The following is a 17,810-nucleotide window of genomic DNA, read 5'->3' as shown; positions in this document are numbered from 1 at the left end:
CCGCATCTTCGAGTCACCACCCGCTTCCTGGTTCCCAATGCTCCTGCGCCTGTTTCTGTCCTCCGGCGATCTCATGGCCGACCGCCGTTTCGAGTTCGCGCGCGACCTCCAGGTCAAGGGCGATCTGCCTGCAGCCGCCGATCTCCTGGAGCAGGCGATCGAGCTCGCACCGAATTTCGCCTCGGCCTGGTTCACGCTTGGCGAGATCCGGCAGCAACTCGGCGAGCGCGACAAGGCCATCGCGGCCTTTCGTAAATCGCGGGAGTCCGATCCGGGGGATCAGCATGGTGCCGGCCTGCATCTGATACGGCTCGGCGACGCGCAGATGACGGAGATGCCCAAGGCTTATGTGCAGGCCCTGTTCGACCAGTACGCGCCGCGTTTTGAAGACGTGCTGATCAACGATCTCGGCTATCGCGCCCCGGCGCTGATCTTCAAGGCGGTGCTGGCCGCGCGCGTTGCCGCGAAGAAGCCGGCTTTCTTCAAGCGCACCATCGATCTCGGTTGCGGCACCGGGCTTGCGGCCGCCGCCTTCGCCAAGCAGGTCGATCATTTCATCGGCATCGACCTGTCGCCCGGCATGATCAGGGTGGCGCGCGCGACCGATCTCTACGCCGAGCTCGAGGTCGCCGACATGATCGAGGGCCTGCGCGGCAAGGGCGATGGATGCGCGAACCTCGTCGTGGCCGCGGACGCGTTCGTCTATCTCTCCGACCTCGCGCCGGTGTTGACCGAAGCCGGGCGCGTGCTTGCAGCGGGCGGCGTGCTTGCCTTCACGCTGGAGACGCATGACGGCAGCGGCATCGTTCTCGGCGAAGGCCTGCGCTATGCCCATTCGGCGGAATATGTGCGCGGCGCCATTGCGCAAGCCGGACTGAAGCTCCTCACCCTGGAGCCGGGCTCTCCGCGCAACGAGAACAACGAGCCGGTGCGCGGCCTCGTCGTCGTCGCCGAGAAAACTTGAGTCTAGGCGCTAAACGCCCCGCGATTTGAGCGTCATTGCGTCGCAAAGCGACGACTTCCTACTTGCGAGCCGTGCTGCGATGCCAGCACAATGCGCGCGCCAGGGAGAAACAAATAATGACCAAGAATCCATCGCGGCGCGATTTCAGCGCCGCCGCGCTCGCCACCATCGCCGCATCCACCTTGCCCGCGCCATATGTCTGGGCCGCGGAGAAGAAATACGATGCGGGCGCCAGCGACACCGAGATCAAGATCGGGCAGACCGTGCCGCATTCCGGCCCCGGCTCGCTCTACGGCGTGCTCGGGCGCGTCGGCGAGGCCTATTTCCAGATGCTGAACGAGAAGGGCGGCATCAACGGGCGCAAGATCAAGTTTCTCACCATGGAAGACGCCTACAGCGCGCCGAAATGCGTCGAGGCGACGCGGCGCCTGGTCGAGCAGGAGGAGGTGCTTGCGCTCTACGGTTCGCTCGGCACCGCGCCGCAGACCGCCGTGCACAAATACCTGAACTCCAAGGGCGTGCCGCAGCTGCTGCTCAACACCGGCGCGTCGAAGTGGAACAATCCGAAAGAGTTCAAATGGACGATGGCGGGCCTGCCGCTCTATCCGACCGAGGCACGCATCCTGGCGCGGCATGTCGTCAGCGTGAAGCCGAACGCCAAGATCGGCATCCTCTACCAGAACGACGATTTTGGCCGCGACTTCCTCGGTCCCTTCAAGAAGGCGCTGACTGACGCCGGCGGCACCGCGCAGGTGATCATGGAGCAGACCTACGATCTCACCGAGCCGACCGTCGATTCCCAGCTCATCAATCTCTCGAAGTCGGGCGCCGACGTCTTCTACAACATCTCGACGGGCAAGGCGTCGTCGCAGTCGATCCGGAAAGTGGCCGAGCTCGGCTGGAAGCCGCTGCAACTGTTGTCCGCGGGCTCGACCGGCCGTTCGATCCTCAATGCCGCGGGCCTCGAGAATGCCGCCGGCATCGTCGCCATCCGCTACAACAAGGAGGTCGGCCTGCCCAAATGGGAGAAGGACCCCGACGTGATGGCGTTCGAGGAGCTGCGCAAGAAGTACACGCCGGCCATCGACCCCGACAACACCATCGCCTTCGCCGGCTACGGCCAGGCCGTCACCATGGGCGAGATCCTGCGCCGCTGCGGCGATGATCTCACGCGTGCCAACGTGCTGAAGCAGGCCTCGACTCTTGCCGGCTTCCACTCGCCCTATTTCCTCGACGGCGTCACCTACAGCTACACGCCCGAGGACTACACGCCGATGAAGACGCTCTTCATCTCCACCTTCACCGGCAAGGATTGGGATATCTCCGACAAGCCGATGTCGGAGTGAATGTTCTCTTCTCCCCGCTTGCGGGGAGGTGCCGTAGGGTGGGCAAAGGCGCCCTTGCGCCGTGCCCACCATCTCTCCAGGTATCCATACGCGAATGGTGGGCACGCTGCGCTTTGCCCACCCTACGAGACCTCCCTCCACCCCTCGACGAACCAGCCCCCACGGCTTACCTGTGATGCCGTGCCGCCCCGCATCCACAAAATCCCGGCCGAGCCGGCCGCGCCGCTGCCCGACCGCTTCGAGGCGTGGTTCGCGGCGCGCGGCTGGTCGCCGCGCGCGCATCAACTGGCGCTGCTGGAGAAGGCGCGCGAGGACCGCTCCGCGCTGCTGATCGCGCCGACCGGCGCCGGCAAGACGCTGGCGGGATTTCTGCCGACGCTGGTGGAGCTGTCTTCTTTCTCTTCTCCCTCCCCCCTTGTGGGGGAGGGGAGGGGAGGGGGGTGGCCACAAGCACCGTTCGTGGCTCTACCCCCCTCCCGGCAGCCTGCCGCTGCCGACCTCCCCCACAAGGGGGGAGGTGACAACAACAGCCTCGTCTCTACCGGCCGCAGCGTGCAGCGTAGCGCTGGCCTCCACACGCTCTACATCTCGCCGCTCAAGGCGCTCGCCGTCGACATCGCGCGCAACCTGGAGCGGCCGATCGCCGAGATGGCGCTGCCGATCAAGGTCGAGACCCGTACCGGCGACACGCCGGTGTCGCGGCGGCAGCGGCAACGGCGCTATCCGCCTGATATCCTGCTGACGACGCCCGAGCAGCTCGCCCTTCTGCTCTCCTCCGACGACGCCCCGTTCCTGTTCTCCTCCTTGAAGCGCATCGTGCTGGACGAGCTGCACGCGCTGGTGACGTCCAAGCGCGGCGATCTGCTCTCGCTCGGGCTGGCGCGGTTGTGGCGGCTGGCGCCGCAGATCCGCGCGATCGGATTGTCGGCGACCGTGGCCGAGCCTCATCAGCTCGCGCGCTTCCTGGTGCCGCAGCCTGATGGCAACGAAGTGGCCGCCGACATCGTGATCGCCGGCGGTGCCGCGCCGCCGCTGGTCGAGATGCTCGATACGCGCGAGCGGCTGCCCTGGGCCGGCCACGGCGCGCGTCACGCGCTCAGCGAGGTCTATGAGCTGATCAAGGCGAACAAGACCACGCTGGTCTTCGTCAACACCCGCAGCCAGGCGGAGATGTTGTTCCAGGATCTCTGGCGCATGAACGACGACGGGCTCGCGATCGCGCTGCATCACGGCTCGCTCGACGTCGCCCAGCGCCGCAAGGTCGAGGACGCGATGTCGGCAGGTAAGCTGCGCGCCGTGGTCTGCACCTCCTCGCTCGACCTCGGCGTCGACTGGGGCGACGTCGATCTCGTCGTCAATATCGGCGCGCCCAAGGGCTCCTCGCGCCTGATGCAACGCATCGGCCGCGCCAATCACCGCCTCGACGAGGCCTCGCGCGCGGTGCTGGTGCCGGCCAACCGTTTCGAGGTGCTGGAGTGCCGTGTCGCGATCGATGCCATCGCCGAGAATGCGCAGGACACGCCGCCGCTGCGCACCGGCGCGCTCGACGTGCTGGCCCAGCATGTGCTCGGCTGCGCCTGCGGCGAGCCGTTTCTCTCCGACGAGCTCTATGACGAGGTGCGCACTGCCGCGCCTTACGCCGGTCTCGCGCGGCGGGATTTCGACGATGTCGTCGATTTCGTCGCCTCCGGCGGCTACGCGCTGAAGACCTACGAGCGCTTCGCCCGCATCAGGCAGGACAAGCAGGGGCGCTGGCGCGTCGCCAATCCCAAGGTGCGGCAGAGCTACCGTCTCAATGTCGGCACCATCGTCGAGGAGCCGATGCTGAAGGTGCGTCTGGTGCGTTCCCGCTCCACCGGCAGCGGTTCGACCGGCGCCATCGCGCGCGGCGGCCGCGTGCTCGGCGAGATCGAGGAATATTTTATCGAGGGGCTGACCGCCGGCGACACCTTTGTGTTCGGCGGCGAGGTCGTGCGCTACGAGGCGCTCGCCGAGGATCAGGTCTATGTTTCCCGCGCCAACGACAAGGATCCGAAGGTGCCGTCCTATATGGGCGGCAAGTTCCCGCTCTCGACCTATCTGGCGGAGCGTGTGCGCCGCCTGCTCGACGACAGGCGCGCATGGAACGGTCTGCCGGAGCAGGTGCGCGACTGGCTGTCGTTGCAGAAGGACGTCTCGCGCGTACCGGGTGTCCGCGAGCTTCTGGTCGAGATCTTTCCACGCGGTAACAAGCATTATCTGATCTGCTATCCCTTCGAAGGGCGCCTCGCACACCAGACGCTCGGCATGCTCTTGACGCGTCGTCTGGAGCGTGCCCGCGCCCGGCCGCTCGGCTTTGTCGCCAATGAATATGCGGTGGCGATCTGGGGGCTGGGCGACGCCTCCTTCATGGTCCGCAACGGTGAGCTCAATCTCGACGCGCTGTTCAACCCCGACATGCTCGGGGACGATCTCGAAGCATGGCTCGCCGAATCCGCGCTGATGAAGCGCACCTTCCGCAACTGCGCGCTGATATCAGGCCTGATCGAGCGCCGCTTCACCAATGAGGACAAGAGCCGCCGCCAGGTGCTGTTCTCGACCGATCTCGTCTACGACGTCCTGCGCAAGCATCAGGCCGATCACGTCCTCTTGCGCGCCGCCCGCGCCGATGCCGCCACCGGGCTGCTCGACCTGCGCCGTCTCGGCGGCATGCTGGCCCGCATCCAGGGCCGCATCACCCACCGGGAACTCGACCACGTCTCCCCGCTCGCGGTCCCCGTGATGCTGGAAATCGGCCGCGAGTCAGTCTATGGCGAAGCAGCAGACGAGCTGTTGGCCGAGGCCGCCGACGAGCTGGTCAAAGAGGCGATGGGATAAGAGCAGGTTTTGACGTGACGGCAGGCGCGCTGGTTTCAGGAGATGTCGAGGACATGCGCGTTTCCAGAGTCACCATCAGCGATGTGACGTTCGCCGCCGATCTCTCCGGCGCCCTGTTCTGGGAAGAGCAGCGCCTGCTCGTCGTCTCCGACCTGCATCTCGAAAAAGGCTCGAGCTTCGCCAGCCGCGGCGTGCTGCTGCCGCCTTACGATACGATCGCGACACTCGGCCGGCTCGCTGCTGTCATCTCCCGCCATGATCCGCGCACCGTCATCGCGCTTGGCGACAGTTTTCACGATCGCACCGCGCATGAGCGACTCTCCGCGGAGGATCGCGACGCCGTCGCCGGACTCCAATCCGGTCGCGACTGGATCTGGATCTCCGGCAACCACGATCCGATGCTGCCGCGCGATCTCGGCGGCACCGTCGCCGACGAGGTCGCGATCGGCCCGATCACGTTCCGCCACGAGCCGACCGGCGCGCATGGCGAGATCGCCGGCCATCTCCATCCCAAGGCCCGAATCTCCGCGCGCGGCCGTTCGATGGAGCGCCGCTGCTTCGCCAGCGACGGGATGCGCGCCGTGATGCCCGCCTTCGGCGCCTATGCCGGCGGCCTCAGCGTCCGCGACGCGGCGTTTGCAAAGATCTTCCCGAAGAACGGTTTTGTCGCCCATCTGCTCGGCGACCGCCGCGTCCACGCCATCGCCGCGTCGCGGTGTTATTGAGCGAGCGTACTGAACACACGCTGCCTGCCACGCGCACCATTGTGCTCCCTCCCCCCTTGTGGGGGAGGGTAGGGGAGGGGGGTAGCCCGGGAAAAGGTGCGTGTTAGGCGAGTGCGCAAAATGTCGCTTTGAATCGAGAGAGTCCCCGTGTGAACCCCTCTCCCTAACCCTCCCCCACAAGGGGGGAGGGAACAGACCGACCTCGTGGCGACTAGGCCGCCTTCGCCTGCACGTTATCGCAGAACTCCGCGAGTCGATCCGCGAGCCGCAGCGTTGCCGGGCTCGCATCCGGCGCAGCCATCAGCGCCACCTCGGTCTTGTTGATTGGCGCAAAGCCGTCCTTCGCGGTCAGCACGCGATGATCGGCCTGGATCGACATCTCGGACAGGATGCTCAGCCCCATGCCGGCGGCGACCGCGGCCTGGATGCCGGCGAGGCTCGATGACGTGTAGGCCATGTGCCAGGTGCGGCCCGCGCTCTCCAGCGCGTGGATGGCGCCGGCGCGATAGAGGCAGCCCAGCGGAAAGCCGATCAGCGGCACCGACGGCGCGCCCGCGTCGATCGGATGGCTCTTGCTGGTGACCCAGTGCACCCGCTCCGGCCACACCGCGATCGCGCCCTTCTCGCCGGCCTCGCGCTTGTAAAGCGCCAGATCAAGCTCGCCGCGTTCGAGATCGCGGGCGAGGTTCTTGCTCTGGTCGGCGCGGACGTCGAGCCGCAGGCCGGGATGCGAGCGCGAGAACGTCGCCAGCAATTTCGCCAGGCGATAGGCCGCAAAATCCTCGGGAATGCCGAGCCGGATCGCGCCTTCGCTGTCGGGCTGGCTCAGCACGTCGCGCGCCTCCTCCGCAAGCGACAGCAGCCGCCGGGCGTAGGACAGCAACCGCTCGCCGGCTTCGGTGGGACGCACGTCCTTGCCGTCGCGGTGCAGGAGCACCTGGCCGACATCCTCCTCCAGCCGCTTGATCTGCTGGCTGACGGTCGATTGCGTGCGGTGGACGCGCTCGCCGGCGCGGGTGAAGCCACCGGCCTCGACGACCGAGACGAAGCTGCGCAGAAGCTCGAGATCGAGCATGGGCGCCTCCATTCGAAAATCCACTGATCGGCAGTTAATCATTTAATTTCCAAATGGCAAGCCGCCTTCCTAGATCGAGGGCTCTGGAGAATGCCCTCATGTCGCTCGCCCCCTCGATTCCCGTTCCCCGCAGCCGCTTCAACACGCTGCCGCTCGCTATCGGCCTGTTCTGCCTGCTCTGGAGCTATGCCTTCGTCGCCGGCAAGATCGGCGTCACCCATTGCCCGCCGCTGATCCTGCTCGCCGCGCGCTTCTCGCTCGCCGGCATTTTGATCCTCGGTGCGACGCTGATCCGCGGCGACAGCTGGTCCTTGTCCTGGCGCGATGTCGCGATCTTCGCTGTGCTCGGCATCGCCAACAACGCGCTCTATCTCGGGCTCGGCTACACCGGCTTGCAATCGGTCTCCGCCGGGCTCGGCGGCCTGATCGTGTCGGCCAATCCGGTGTTCACCGCGGCGCTCGCCACATTGCTGCTTGGTGAAGGCATGACTTGGCGCAAGGCGAGCGGTCTCCTGCTCGGCGTCATCGGCGTGACGGCAATCGTCTGGCACCGCCTGTCGGTCGGCACCGATTCATGGCACGGCATCGTCTTCACGCTTGCCTCGCTTGCCTCCATCGTCCTCGGCACGATCCTCTTCAAGCTGCTCGCGCCGAAGGGAAGCCTGTGGATCGGCAACGGCGTGCAGAATCTCGCAGCGGGCATCGTGCTGACGCCGGTCGCGCTCACCTTCGCCGACGTCCACGCGATCAATGTCACCCCAAGCCTGATCGGCGCCTTCGCCTTCCTCGTGCTCGGCGGCTCGATCCTGGCCTACTGGCTCTGGTTTCATCTCCTGAAAGTGTGTGGCGCGACCGCTGCCAGCGCCTATCATTTCCTGATGCCGCCGCTCGGCATGCTGTTCGCCTTCCTCGTGCTCGGCGAGCATGTCGAGGCCCGCGACCTGCTCGGCATCATCCCGGTCGCGCTCGGCATCTATCTGGTGACCCGGCCGGCCAAATCGTTTTCGTCAAAGTCGCTTCCGTCAAAGGCCGCATCGTAAGGAAGGTTCATCATGCCCATCTCCATCACCCTGATCGGCGGCCCGACCGCGCTGATCGAGATCGACGGCTTCCGTCTCCTCACCGACCCGACCTTCGATGCGCCGGGCGCGTACCAGCTGCCGCATGTGAAGCTGGAGAAGACGACCGGCCCCGCGCTGACCGCCGATGCGATCGGTCCGGTCGATGCGGTCCTGCTCAGCCACGACCAGCATTCGGACAATCTCGACAATTCCGGCCGCGCGTTTCTCAAACATGCGAAGCGCGTGCTGACGACAGAGGCCGGCGCCAGGCGCCTCGGCGGCCATGCCGAAGGCCTTGCGCCCTGGGCGACCTCGCATGTGAAGGATCGTGACGGCAATTCACTGACCATCACCGCGACGCCGGCGCGTCACGGTCCTGCCGGCATCGAGCCGCTGTCGGGCGATGTCATCGGCTTCGTGGTGTCCTCAAACCGCAAGGACACAAGCGCGGTCTATATCAGCGGCGACACCACCTGGTTCGACGGCGTCGCCGAGGTCGCGCGCCGATTCAAATGCGGCGTGGTGCTGCCGTTCGCGGGCGCTGCGCAGACGCGCGGGCCGTTCCATCTCACCATGGACACCAACGACACCATCGAGACCGCACGGGCCTTTCCCGATGCGATGATCGTGCCGCTGCATACCGAAGGCTGGGCGCATTTCCGCCAGAACAGCGAGGACCTGCGTAAGACCTTCGACGTGCTCGGTTTCGGGACGCGATTGCGATTGCTGGAGCCGGGCGTGCCGACGGTGATCGAGGCGCCGTGATGGAGGTCGTCGTTCCGGGGCGACGCGAAGCGTCGAGCCCGGAATCCATCGCGCCGCCTACTCCGCCGATCGATGGATTCCGGGTTCGCGCTACGCGCGCCCCGGAATGTCAGTCTCAATCCTTCCGGAACACGATCGACGCCATCCACCCCGTCATCAGCGCCATGGCCGCGGTGGCGAGGCCGTAGATCAGGCCGTTCTGTCGCGCGGTCGTCGCGACGAACTGCTCGAAACCAACCTTGACGATCTCGAAGGCGGTTTCGGTCCTGCCGATGAATGCGCCGCCCGCGAACAGCTTGATCTCGACCTCATAGGTGCCGATCGGCACTTCCGCCGGCAGCGGAATGCCGGTGCGGAACAGCGTCGGTGTCAGGAACGTCACGGCGCTCGCATCCTCGCGATAGAGGCCGCGCTGGGTGCGCAGGCGGATGAAGGCGGAGCGGAATGCGTCGTTCGGCACCACGTCGGCATAATCGCCGCTGACGCGCTGGGTCAGCCGCACGTTGTTCAGCCCGATCTGCTGCCGCCGTGCGATGTCGGGCGCGGTGATGACGTCGAACGGACGGTTGGCGAACAGCGCCAGATAGCTCGGCACCTGCAGGAATTGCCGGTAGTCGGTGTTGATCCAGATGCCGAAGGTGCGCTCCTTGCGCCGTGTCACCATGTCGGCGTGCGGGCCCATCACGGTGACCACGAGGTCGTAAGCCGTGCGGTCCGCGGGCGTCGTGGCGTCCTTCTCGACCGAGCCGAACAGCACCAGCTCCTCGCCGGAATAATTCGGCGTCACCGTGACGCGGTGGTTGGAGACCGACACGATCAGCCGCTCGGCCCGCGCGGCGCTGCCGAGCAGCAGGACGAGAACGATTGCGAGCAGCGCGCGAATCATCCGCTCACTCCGAGCTCACGGATGGTGAAGAGATCCTCCGGCCGGATCACCAGCTCGATCGCGAAGCGGACGCCGACCGAGAGGATCAAGAGGCCCAGCAGCAAACGAAGCTGCTCGCCGCGGATCTTCTGGCCGGCACGTGCGCCGAACTGCGCGCCGGTGACGCCGCCGACCATCAGGATCAGCGCCAGGACGGCATCGACGAGGTGGTTGGTCACCGCATGCAGCATGGTTGCGAACAGCATGGTGACTAGGGTCAGGACCATCGACGTCCCGATCACCGTCGAGGTCGGCACTCGCAGCAGGTAGATCATGATCGGCACCAGGATGAAGCCGCCGCCGATGCCCATGATGGCGCCGATAAAGCCGATCATGGTGCCGACGATCAAGACGGGGATCACCGAGAGATAGATCTTCGAGCGCTTGAACCGCATCTTCAGCGGCAGGCCATGGATCCAGTTGTGCGTGCGCCGCGGCGGCACCGTGCCGCGCCGCGTCCGCATCAGGGCGCGCAGGCCTTCGGAGAACATCAGGCTGCCGACGGTGGTGAGCAGCACGACGTAGGACAGCGCGATCATCAGATCGAGCTGGCCGAGCGCGCGGAGCTGCGTGAAGGTCCACACCCCCAATGCTGTGCCGGTCACGCCGCCGCAGAGCAGCACGCTCGCCAGCGCCGGATCGATCGCGCGCCGCCGCCAGTAGGAGATCGCGCCGGAAAAGGAGGACGCCGCGATGTGGCTAGCGACCGAGGCGACCGCGACCGCCGGCGTGATGCCGATGAAGATCAGCAGCGGCGTCATCAGGAAGCCGCCGCCGATCCCGAACATGCCGGAGACGAAGCCGACCGCAGCGCCCATCGCCAGCACCAGGAAGACGTTGACCGGAAGATCGGCGATCGGAAGGTAGAGCTGCATTGAACCACGCACCGGCCAGACGGATCGATTGCCGCGTCCCTCAATAGCGGAATTCGCTGTCGAGCGGATCAGGAATTTTGGGCGTGGGGAATGATGGCGAGGAGAGTGTGAACTAGGCTCGATCGTTGCGACAACAAAGGTGCGCTCCCTCCCCCGCTTGCGGGGGAGGGTTGGGGAGAGGGTGCCTCCGCAGTGAGACTCCCCAAGAGGTCAACGCCCTCACCCGGCGCTCTTGCGAGCGCCGACCTCTCCCGCAAGCGGGAGAGGTGCACCGAGCCCGTGACCCGCTTGGTTCAATCTAATGCTATGCGGCTCAGTGCGCCGCTGACGCCGACCGCTTCGTCGCGACCGGCTTCGGCGCGAACTTGGCGTTCGCCTGCGGCGCGCTGTCCCAGCCGCCGTTCGGGGCTGGGACGTTGACGGCATCGTCGGGCTGCGGTTCGGCGCTGAAAGTCTGGATCGCGAGCTTGGCGGCGGCGAGCGATTGCGGATCGAGGCGCTTGGCGACGTCGTCGCGCTTGCCGGCAGCGTCCGCATCGCCCTGGGCGGCTGCCAGGCTGAACCATTTGTAGGACTCGGCGAGGTTCTGCTCGACGCCGATGCCGCGGGCATAGAGGATGCCGAGATTGAACTGGCTGTCGGCGACGCCGCGGTCGGCCGCTTTCCTGAACCACTGCGCCGCGCTCTTGTAATTGGCGCCGCGTCCGCCGCCGTCGGCATCGAGCACAGCGAGATTGTGCATCGCCTTGGCGTTGCCGCGCTCGGCGGCCTGCGTGTAGTAGCGGCGGGCGATATCGGCGTCCTTCTTCACCCCGAGGCCCTTTTCGTAGAGCGTGCCGAGGCGGAAGGTTGCGGGCATCACGCCGGCCTGCGCCGCGCGGTCGTACCATTTCGCAGCTTCGTCGTAGTTTGCAGCGACGCCCTTGCCTTCGGCAAAGCGCACGGCGATCTCGTAGGCGGCAGTGGCATCGCCCTTCATCGCGGCGGTGCGCAAGCCTGGGCCGCCGATAGCGTCGGGCAGTTTCTCGCTCGGCGGCACCTGGACGAGGCCGAGCCGCGCGCGGCTGGCCCCCGACAGCGCGCCGGTGACGTCGCTGGCGGCAGGCGGCACGGCCGCCGGAGCGGGCGGAATTTCAACCGAGGCCGAGCTGCCGGAATTGGGCGTGGAAGCCGGCGCGGCATTGTTCTGGGATTGCCGTCCGATCGGCGTCGGCGAGGTCATCGAGGGCGTGACCTGCTCGGGTATGGCGGGCTTGGTCTCGACCGGAGGCGGCGAAGCCTGCGGCGCGGGCTCGCTCACCGAATTCTCCATCGCCTGCGGCGCCGGCGGCGCGCTGCCGCCATCGAGCAGGTTCATCGCCATCTTGAAGGTGCCGAGCACGATCACGACCACGCTCGCGCCGACCAGCAGCGAGCGGATCTTCGAGGTGATGGTCGAGGCGCCTTCCTGGCCCTTGTCCTTGGCGCGGGCGATTGCGGCCTTGGCGCCACGGGCCGGCTTCTCGGGCGGCTGCGCGGCGGCGGCCTGAGCGGCGCGGCGCGCGGCCGCGATAAAGCTCGACGACGACACCGGCTCCTTCGGAGCCGTGGGAATTCCGCTGATCGCGCTCTCGGACGCGGCAATGCGCTCGGACGGCGTGGCGACGCGTCCGCCCGGCCGCGTGCCAGGCTCGAGCGGATGATCCGGCGGCAATTCCGGCGCCAACGCGGCGCGGGCGGGCGCCGTATGCGGCTCCAGGATTTCACTGATCGCGCGCGGCGGCAAGGGTGGTGCGGCTTGCGGTGCCGTCGGCGCCATCGGGACCGGCGGCGGAGCGGCAGGTGCCGCGGCGGCGTGGAATTCGCGCGGCGCGGCCACGAAGGCGGAATGCGCCGGCTGCTGCATGGCGGCCGGATTCGGCAGCTCAGGCTTCGGATCGTATTTCGGCTGCTGTGCTTGCTGCCGAGCTTCGCGCGCCATCGGCGCGGGCTCCATGGGCGCAGCCATCGGCATCGGCATCGGCTGCGGCGCAGGGGCCGGCGGCGCGGTGCGCACCGCGCGCAGATCGCCCTCGATCATCGAGAGGCGATCGACGACGTGGCCGAGCGCGCTGTGAACGGCTTCGAGCGAGTCCTGGGTGCTGCGGTTGGTTTCGGCCTGGCTGAAGCGAATGTCGGAGAGCTCGCGCTTGACGAGATCGACCATGCCGGAATCGGGGGACGGCGCCGAACTGCGGCTCTCGGCGAGCGCGGAATAGGTCGCCTGCTGCCGTTCGAGATGGCGCAGGATGTCGTGCAGCCCGTCCTCGACGCGGCTGAGATTGGTGTTGCGCGGATCGGAGGCAGCTTCGATCCGCTCCAGCAGATAGGAGACGCGCTGTTCGAGATGCGCAAAGGTCGAGGCCGAATCGCTGCCGACCTGCATGCGGTCGAAACGATCCGACAGCGCACGGATTGCGGCCTCGAGGTGCTCGGTGCTCTCGGCGGGCTGAGGCCGCTCGCGCGTCTCCAGCGCGGCGGTGAGTGCCGCGATGCGCTGCTCGAGCACGGCAAAGCTGTCGCCCGGGCCGGACGAGCGGGTGATCTGGTCGACCTTGGACGACAACAGCTGCACGTCCTCGGACAGCCGTGCCAGCGCTTCGTTGGAGGCGACGTTGGAGACGATGCCGCGCAGCGCCGAGATCGCGCCTTCGAGCTGGCGCACCGTGGACGGATCGTCATTGGCGCGCAGGATCAGATCGAGCTTGGCGCCGAGATTGCGGATCGCTTCGTCATAGCCGGTGAGCTGCTCGGCCGGCGTCAGCGTGCGCAGCACCTGCTTGATGTCGGACAGCGCGTGCTCGATGCCTGACAGAACCTGGCCGTCGGTGCCGGACGAGCGGGTCTCGTCGATGCGACGGTGCAACGAACGGATTTCGTTTTCGATCGATTCGATCGCGCGGCGCGGCATCGCCTCGGTGATGGCGTGGCGGATCTCCGCGAGCTCGCTGCGGAAAGCGTTGATCGCCTGCTCGGTATTGTCGGGGCGCTGGAGCGACTCGATCTGGCTCGTGATCTTGAGCAGATGGCGCTCGAGCGACGAGAAATCCGGCCCCGGCTGCGGTGGCGGCGGAGCGTAGGCAGGCGCGGGTGGCGCCATCGGCGCGGCGAAAGGAGCTGCCGCGGGCGCAATCGACGGCGCGGCGCGCGGCGGCATCTGCCTGGGCGCAAAGCCGTCGAGCTCGCTCTGCCGCGCCGTGATCTCGGCGACGGCAACGTCGAACGAGGCGGGGCTCAGCGGCGGCGAACTGCGATAGACCTGCGCGGCCGCGCGCTCGACCGCATCGGCCTGGCGCTGGCGCGTCTCGACGGGTGCGGGCCGCGGAGCCTGAGGCGGCTGCGGTTGCAGCTGCTGCGGCTTTGAGATTTGCGACAGGCGCGCATCGAGCCGCGAGATCGCGTCGTTGAGCTGGCGTGCGACGCCCTGCTCGCGCGAGACCTCTTGTCGTGAAGAGTCCTGGCGAGGGGTGGGCTTCGAAATCCGTTCGATCTGTTGGGTGATCGCGTCGAGCCGCTGGTGGATATCGGCGACTTCGCGGCTTTCCGGACTCGGCACTTGGTTCGGCATGTGCTGCGGACGCTGCTCGTAAGGTCCGCGAAAGTTTGGCGGGGCAGTTTCGCCGAGCGTGGAATTCAGCCAATCGTTGAGTGACATACCGGCTCTGCGCGCAGCAGCTTCGGCCCGCTCCCGGACGGAGGGATCGATGCCGTCAACACTCCACGATACGCGCGAATTCATGACTCTGTCCGCTTCCGACTTCGGCGCCCCACCCGGCGACTCCAGCCTTCCCACGCGTGCCGGTTGCAAAGACAATCGGATTTGGCGCGGGTCGTCTGCCTCGAAAACCGACTTTTGTCTGTTACGGTAAATAACGGGTTAAGGAACGCGGGCCCGGTGTCTTAAAGTTGGGCGGCGGGAACCCAACGAACTGAACCTCAGCTTTCGCCGCATAGTCGGAGCGCTCCCTCCCCCGCCTGCGGGGGAGGGCTGGGGAGAGGGTGCTTCCGCAATCGAGGATCCCCAAGAGGAGAAAGCCCTCACCCGCGCCTTCGGCGCGACCTCCCCCGCAAGCGGGAGAGGTGACGGGCACCGCCGAGGCCGATCTAGCCCTCAGCCCTTCCCCTCGCGCTTGCCGTCCTCCAGCGGCACCACCGTGCCCTTGCCGCTCATCGTCGACAGCGCCTCGAGTGTCTCTTCGCAAAAGTCGGCCACCATCTGCTCGTGGCGGGCGCCGAGGCGGAGCAGGAGCAGGTTGCCGAGATCGAGCCGGCCCTCCGCCGTGCCGTCCGGAAATCGCTTTTTCAGAATCCGCTCATAGTTGGCGTGGCGGTCGCGGTGGTGCTCCAGCCGGGCCATCAGGTCGGTGCGAAGCGGTTCGATATCGATGCTGTCGAGCGCATGCAGCCGCACCAGCAGATCGTCCTTGGTCGAGGCTGGCGTGCTTGGCCGCGCGGCCCAGTGCCGCAGCGCTGTTCTCCCCTCGGGGGTGAGCGTATAAACCAGCTTGTTGGGCTTGCCTATCTGCACGACCTCGCGGCCCTGGATGTAGCCGCGGTCGCGCAGCTTGGAGAGTTCGCGATAGATCTGCTGATGGTCGGCCTTCCAGAAGAAGCCGATCGAGGAATCGAACGTCTTGGCCAGCTCGTAGCCCGTCATCGGACGTTCCGTCAGGCATGCGAGGATTGCGTCGCCCAGTGCCATGACACCGGCCTCCCTTCTTCGACCTTGACCAACCAGCTTGACTTTATGCGCATCTGCGCATATGCGTCAATGTGCATATGAGGCAACTTCGGAGCGGGCCAAAGACCCGCCCCGAAGATCAAGCAAAATCAACCTCTTCGCTACTGTGCATGGGTTGTTTTCGCGTTTTTTGCCTTTAGGGAGGCGCCCGAGAATGACCGGCCTCGATTCCTGGTACGGCTACATGAAGTCCCATGACCGCAAGGCGCTCTGGGACCTGCTCCATCCCGATGCCGTGTTCGAAAGCCCTGTGGTGCATTCGCCCCAGCGCGGCCGCGACATCACCTTCAAATATCTGTCGAGCGCCGAGAAGGTCCTCGGCGGTCCCGGCTTCACCTATGTCGGCGAGTGGACGAGCGCCAATGGCGCCGTCCTCGAGTTCAAGACCATGATCGACGGCATCGAGATCAACGGCGTCGACATCATCACTTTCGATTCCGAGGGACGCATCACGCATTTCAAGGTGATGGTGCGTCCGCTCAAGGCGATCAACATGCTGCACCGCCTGATGGCGGAGCAGCTTGCCGCCCCATCATGACCCTGCCCTGAGGTTGCAGAAGCAGCTAAGCTTGCTGGCAAAGGCTGCGCCGCAGGAATCACGCGAACATCGTCACTTCAAGCCCCAATGACTTCAAGGTACCTGCCGGGAGACCATCATGCCGATCTATAAAGCCCCCGTCGAAGACGTGAATTTCCTGCTCAACGACGTCTTCCAGATCGATCGTTACGACAATCTGCCCGGCTTCTCCGATGCGTCCAGCGACGTGCGCGAGGCGATCCTAGGCGAAGCCGCCAAGCTCGCCGAAGAGGTGCTCCAGCCGCTCAACCGCGTCGGCGATCTCGAAGGCTGCAAGCGCGCCGATGACGGCAGTGTCACCACGCCGAAGGGCTTCAAGGACGCGTTCAAGCAGGTCGCCGAGGGCGGCTGGCTTGGTCTGTCGGCTCCGACCGAGTTCGGCGGGCAGGGCCTGCCGGTGACGCTCTCCCAGGCGGTCAACGAATTCCAGATCTCCGCCAACATGGCGTTCTCGATGTATGGCGGCCTCACCATGGGGGCGACCGCAGCCCTGATCGTGCACGGCAGCCCCGAGCAGAAGAAGACCTATGTGCCGAAGATGGTGGCGGGCGAATGGACCGGCACCATGAACCTGACCGAGCCGCATTGCGGCACCGATCTCGGCATGCTCCGCACCAAGGCGGTGCGCCAGCCCGACGGCAGCTTCAAGATCACGGGCACCAAGATCTTCATCTCCGCTGGTGAGCACGACCTTGCCGACAACATCATCCACCTCGTGCTCGCCCGCATTGAGGGCGCGCCTAGCGGCATCAAGGGCGTGTCGCTGTTCGTGGTGCCGAAATTCCTGGTGAATGCCGATGGTTCGGTCGGCGCACGCAACGGCGTGGTCTGCGGCTCGATCGAACACAAGATGGGCATCCACGGCAATTCGACCTGCGTGATGAACTACGATAGCGCCACCGGCTGGCTGATCGGCGAAGAGAACAAGGGCATGCAGGGCATGTTCGTGATGATGAACGAGGCCCGTCTCGGCGTCGCCGTGCAGGGTCTCGCGCAATCCGAGGTCGCCTATCAGAACGCCGTCGCCTATGCCCGCGAGCGCATCCAGGGCCGTTCGCTGACCGGCACCAAGGCGCCGGACAAGCCGGCCGATCCGATCATCGTGCATCCCGACGTGCGCCGCACGCTGCTGTCGATCCGCGCCTTCAACGAGGCCGCGCGCGCCTTCGTGATGTGGACCGCGCTGAAGAGCGACGTTGCTCACCGGTCGGAGGATGCCAAGGACCGTCAGGCCGCCGACGACCATATGGGCCTGATGACGCCGGTGCTGAAGGGCTTCCTCACCGACTACGGCTTCGCCAACGCTGTCCAGGCGCAGCAGATGTATGGCGGCCACGGCTACATCGCCGAGCAGGGCATGGAGCAGTTCGTGCGCGATGCGCGTATTGCGATGATCTATGAAGGCGCCAACGGCATCCAGGCGCTCGACCTCGTCGGCCGCAAGCTGCCGCGCGACGGCGGCCGCGCCATCATGGCCTTCTTCGGCGAGGTCATGGCCTTCGCCAAGGAGAACGGCGGCGACGAGGCGCTAAAACCCTTCATCACCCCGCTCTCGGCTTCGCTCGGCCATCTCCAGCAGGCCACCACCTGGCTGATGCAGAATGCGATGATGAAGCCGGACAATGCGGGTGCTGCCGCAACCGATTACCTGCATCTCTTCGGCTTCGTCGCGCTCGGCTACATGTGGGCGAAGATGGCCAAGGTGACCAATGCCAAGATTGCCGAGAGCGGGGCGACGCCCTATCTCTCGACCAAGCTCGTCACCGGCCGCTTCTTCATGGAGCGGATGTTGCCGGAGACCGCGGCCAATCTCGCGCGCATCCAGTCGGGCTGCGCCACCATCATGGAACTGCCGGCAGAAGCGTTCTGAGCATTTTCGCTT

The 17,810-nt window shown here is 66.2% G+C and carries 13 protein-coding genes; 8 read left to right on the top strand and 5 right to left on the bottom strand.

The window, feature by feature from the left end:
- The first annotated feature begins 37 nt into the window (after window positions 1–37).
- The 4 genes from ACFLEY_RS44690 (at window position 38) to pdeM (ending at window position 5,891) form a co-directional block, all read left to right on the top strand.
- Window positions 38–964 (top strand): methyltransferase domain-containing protein, encoded by a 927-nt coding sequence (locus ACFLEY_RS44690; RefSeq protein ID WP_396604447.1) that lies wholly within the window; start codon window positions 38–40, stop codon window positions 962–964.
- A gap of 116 nt (window positions 965–1,080) precedes the next feature.
- On the top strand, window positions 1,081–2,310 hold the full coding sequence (locus tag ACFLEY_RS44685) for an ABC transporter substrate-binding protein (RefSeq protein ID WP_060909370.1): 1,230 nt from the start codon (window positions 1,081–1,083) through the stop codon (window positions 2,308–2,310).
- A 180-nt stretch (window positions 2,311–2,490) separates the two neighbouring features.
- The gene (locus tag ACFLEY_RS44680; protein ID WP_211433643.1) at window positions 2,491–5,166 is read left to right on the top strand and encodes a ligase-associated DNA damage response DEXH box helicase; all 2,676 of its coding nucleotides are present in this window, start codon (window positions 2,491–2,493) and stop codon (window positions 5,164–5,166) included.
- A 53-nt stretch (window positions 5,167–5,219) separates the two neighbouring features.
- On the top strand, window positions 5,220–5,891 hold the full coding sequence (gene pdeM / locus ACFLEY_RS44675; RefSeq protein ID WP_060909368.1) for a ligase-associated DNA damage response endonuclease PdeM: 672 nt from the start codon (window positions 5,220–5,222) through the stop codon (window positions 5,889–5,891).
- A 211-nt stretch (window positions 5,892–6,102) separates the two neighbouring features.
- On the opposite strand, the gene ACFLEY_RS44670 is transcribed toward pdeM, so the two are convergent.
- Window positions 6,103–6,966 (bottom strand): LysR family transcriptional regulator, encoded by an 864-nt coding sequence (locus ACFLEY_RS44670; protein WP_028172817.1) that lies wholly within the window; start codon window positions 6,964–6,966, stop codon window positions 6,103–6,105.
- A 98-nt stretch (window positions 6,967–7,064) separates the two neighbouring features.
- Here ACFLEY_RS44670 and ACFLEY_RS44665 point away from each other — a divergent pair, with 98 nt between their 5' ends.
- Together ACFLEY_RS44665 and ACFLEY_RS44660 are read left to right on the top strand one after the other, a co-directional pair.
- Entirely contained in the window at window positions 7,065–8,006 is a 942-nt protein-coding gene (locus ACFLEY_RS44665; protein ID WP_060909367.1) for a DMT family transporter, read from the top strand.
- Between the two features lie 12 nt (window positions 8,007–8,018).
- A complete protein-coding gene (locus tag ACFLEY_RS44660; RefSeq protein WP_060909366.1) occupies window positions 8,019–8,792 on the top strand; it encodes an MBL fold metallo-hydrolase in 774 nt (257 codons plus the stop codon).
- A gap of 115 nt (window positions 8,793–8,907) precedes the next feature.
- On the opposite strand, the gene ACFLEY_RS44655 is transcribed toward ACFLEY_RS44660, so the two are convergent.
- From ACFLEY_RS44655 to ACFLEY_RS44640, 4 genes are all read right to left on the bottom strand, one after another.
- The gene (locus ACFLEY_RS44655; protein ID WP_060909365.1) at window positions 8,908–9,678 is read right to left on the bottom strand and encodes a TIGR02186 family protein; all 771 of its coding nucleotides are present in this window, start codon (window positions 9,676–9,678) and stop codon (window positions 8,908–8,910) included.
- Entirely contained in the window at window positions 9,675–10,592 is a 918-nt protein-coding gene (locus tag ACFLEY_RS44650; protein WP_028172821.1) for a sulfite exporter TauE/SafE family protein, read from the bottom strand. Before ACFLEY_RS44650 ends, ACFLEY_RS44655 begins: the two co-directional genes overlap by 4 nt.
- A 313-nt stretch (window positions 10,593–10,905) precedes the next feature.
- The gene (locus ACFLEY_RS44645) at window positions 10,906–14,349 is read right to left on the bottom strand and encodes a tetratricopeptide repeat protein (protein WP_060909364.1); all 3,444 of its coding nucleotides are present in this window, start codon (window positions 14,347–14,349) and stop codon (window positions 10,906–10,908) included.
- Window positions 14,350–14,721: 372 nt separating this feature from the next.
- On the bottom strand, window positions 14,722–15,312 hold the full coding sequence (locus ACFLEY_RS44640; RefSeq protein WP_060909363.1) for a PadR family transcriptional regulator: 591 nt from the start codon (window positions 15,310–15,312) through the stop codon (window positions 14,722–14,724).
- A gap of 193 nt (window positions 15,313–15,505) precedes the next feature.
- On the opposite strand from ACFLEY_RS44640, the gene ACFLEY_RS44635 reads away from it, so the two are divergent.
- Together ACFLEY_RS44635 and ACFLEY_RS44630 are read left to right on the top strand one after the other, a co-directional pair.
- Entirely contained in the window at window positions 15,506–15,889 is a 384-nt protein-coding gene (locus tag ACFLEY_RS44635) for a nuclear transport factor 2 family protein (protein ID WP_060909362.1), read from the top strand.
- A gap of 118 nt (window positions 15,890–16,007) precedes the next feature.
- Window positions 16,008–17,798 carry an acyl-CoA dehydrogenase C-terminal domain-containing protein gene (locus ACFLEY_RS44630; protein WP_060909361.1) on the top strand — a complete coding sequence of 597 codons (1,791 nt, stop codon included), beginning with the start codon at window positions 16,008–16,010 and terminating at the stop codon, window positions 17,796–17,798.
- Window positions 17,799–17,810 lie beyond the last annotated feature (12 nt).

The sequence above is a fragment of the Bradyrhizobium sp. YCK136 genome, assembly GCF_044570075.1.
GTDB classification, from domain to species: Bacteria; Pseudomonadota; Alphaproteobacteria; order Rhizobiales; family Xanthobacteraceae; genus Bradyrhizobium; species Bradyrhizobium diazoefficiens.
The sequence above is the reverse complement of the archived record's forward strand: the minus strand, read 5'-3'. Positions and strand labels throughout refer to the sequence as shown.

What these genes read in the sequence shown, in the direction of transcription:
- ACFLEY_RS44690 (WP_396604447.1), top strand. Translation starts at nt 38, where the DNA reads ATGCTCCTGCGCCTGTTTCTGTCCTCCGGCGATCTCATGGCCGACCGC.
- ACFLEY_RS44685 (WP_060909370.1), top strand. Translation starts at nt 1,081, where the DNA reads ATGACCAAGAATCCATCGCGGCGCGATTTCAGCGCCGCCGCGCTCGCC.
- pdeM (WP_060909368.1), top strand. Translation starts at nt 5,220, where the DNA reads ATGCGCGTTTCCAGAGTCACCATCAGCGATGTGACGTTCGCCGCCGAT.
- ACFLEY_RS44670 (WP_028172817.1), bottom strand. Translation starts at nt 6,966, where the DNA reads ATGCTCGATCTCGAGCTTCTGCGCAGCTTCGTCTCGGTCGTCGAGGCC.
- ACFLEY_RS44665 (WP_060909367.1), top strand. Translation starts at nt 7,065, where the DNA reads ATGTCGCTCGCCCCCTCGATTCCCGTTCCCCGCAGCCGCTTCAACACG.
- ACFLEY_RS44660 (WP_060909366.1), top strand. Translation starts at nt 8,019, where the DNA reads ATGCCCATCTCCATCACCCTGATCGGCGGCCCGACCGCGCTGATCGAG.
- ACFLEY_RS44655 (WP_060909365.1), bottom strand. Translation starts at nt 9,678, where the DNA reads ATGATTCGCGCGCTGCTCGCAATCGTTCTCGTCCTGCTGCTCGGCAGC.
- ACFLEY_RS44650 (WP_028172821.1), bottom strand. Translation starts at nt 10,592, where the DNA reads ATGCAGCTCTACCTTCCGATCGCCGATCTTCCGGTCAACGTCTTCCTG.
- ACFLEY_RS44645 (WP_060909364.1), bottom strand. Translation starts at nt 14,349, where the DNA reads ATGAATTCGCGCGTATCGTGGAGTGTTGACGGCATCGATCCCTCCGTC.
- ACFLEY_RS44640 (WP_060909363.1), bottom strand. Translation starts at nt 15,312, where the DNA reads ATGGCACTGGGCGACGCAATCCTCGCATGCCTGACGGAACGTCCGATG.
- ACFLEY_RS44635 (WP_060909362.1), top strand. Translation starts at nt 15,506, where the DNA reads ATGACCGGCCTCGATTCCTGGTACGGCTACATGAAGTCCCATGACCGC.
- ACFLEY_RS44630 (WP_060909361.1), top strand. Translation starts at nt 16,008, where the DNA reads ATGCCGATCTATAAAGCCCCCGTCGAAGACGTGAATTTCCTGCTCAAC.